The sequence below is a fragment of the Methylobacterium sp. CCH5-D2 genome (genome assembly GCF_001556475.1).
GTDB lineage: Bacteria > Pseudomonadota > Alphaproteobacteria > Rhizobiales > Beijerinckiaceae > Methylobacterium > Methylobacterium hispanicum.
Genome location: NZ_LSIX01000134.1, coordinates 1 through 868 on the forward strand (window position 1 = coordinate 1; position 868 = coordinate 868).

The following is an 868-nucleotide window of genomic DNA, read 5'->3' on the forward strand; positions in this document are numbered from 1 at the left end:
CTCACCCGGCTTTCTGCGAAAGCAGACCTCTCCCTACAGGAGAGGGGACCCGCGCTTCGTTCCGAGACGATGCGTCAGACCGAACCCATCGACCGGAAAACGGTATGACGCAGCCGGAGCACACCCGCCGACGAAACGCCGGGCCCGGGTTGCGCCCCCTACCCCGCCCGGCCACGCTGACCCCTTCGGCTCAACGGGGGCGGCTTGCGTGTTCGGTCCGGTCGCGGACATCCTGCTCTGCGGGGCTCTGGCCTACGCCGCCGCGCACGTCGCGGCGCGCGGTCTCGTGCGCGCGGGTTTTCCGATCCCTGCGGGCGGCGAGACCGCCATCGACGGGCTGCGCGGCGTGCTCGCCCTGGCGGTGCTCGTCCACCACGCCGCGATCTGGATCCCGGTGGCGCGGTCCGGCGCGGCCTGGGCGACGCCCGAAGCGCTGCCCCTGCACAATCTCGGCGCGGGCAGCGTCGGCCTGTTCTTCATGGTCACGGGCTACGTCTTCTATCCGCGCATCCTCGGCGGACTGCGCGGGCTCGACCTCGGCCGCCTCGCACTCGGCCGCCTGTTCCGGCTCTACCCGGCCCTCCTCGCCTCGGTCCTCCTGATCCTCGGCCTGATCCTCTGGCGGACCGGCGGGGCGAATGCCCGCCCGCTCCACGAGGAGGCGGCGGCGCTGCTGCGCTGGCTCGCCTGCGCGGGGACGCCGCCGCTGCTCGGCGAGGCCGATAGCGGGCGGATCAACGCCCACGTGCTCTGGTCGCTGCGCTACGAACTCCTGTTCTACATCCTCGTCCTGCCGGCCTGCTGCGCGGCGATGGACCGGGTCCGGGGCCGGGCGCCCACTTGGTGGGTGCCGGCGGGGCTCCTCGTC

At 73.2% G+C, this 868-nt stretch carries 1 protein-coding gene; it reads left to right on the top strand.

Going from position 1 to position 868, the window contains the following annotated elements; all coding sequences use genetic code 11:
- Window positions 1–208: 208 nt before the first annotated feature.
- Window positions 209–868 (top strand): acyltransferase family protein (locus AX737_RS02900; protein WP_197430433.1); only part of this gene is annotated, 660 nt, incomplete at its 3' end.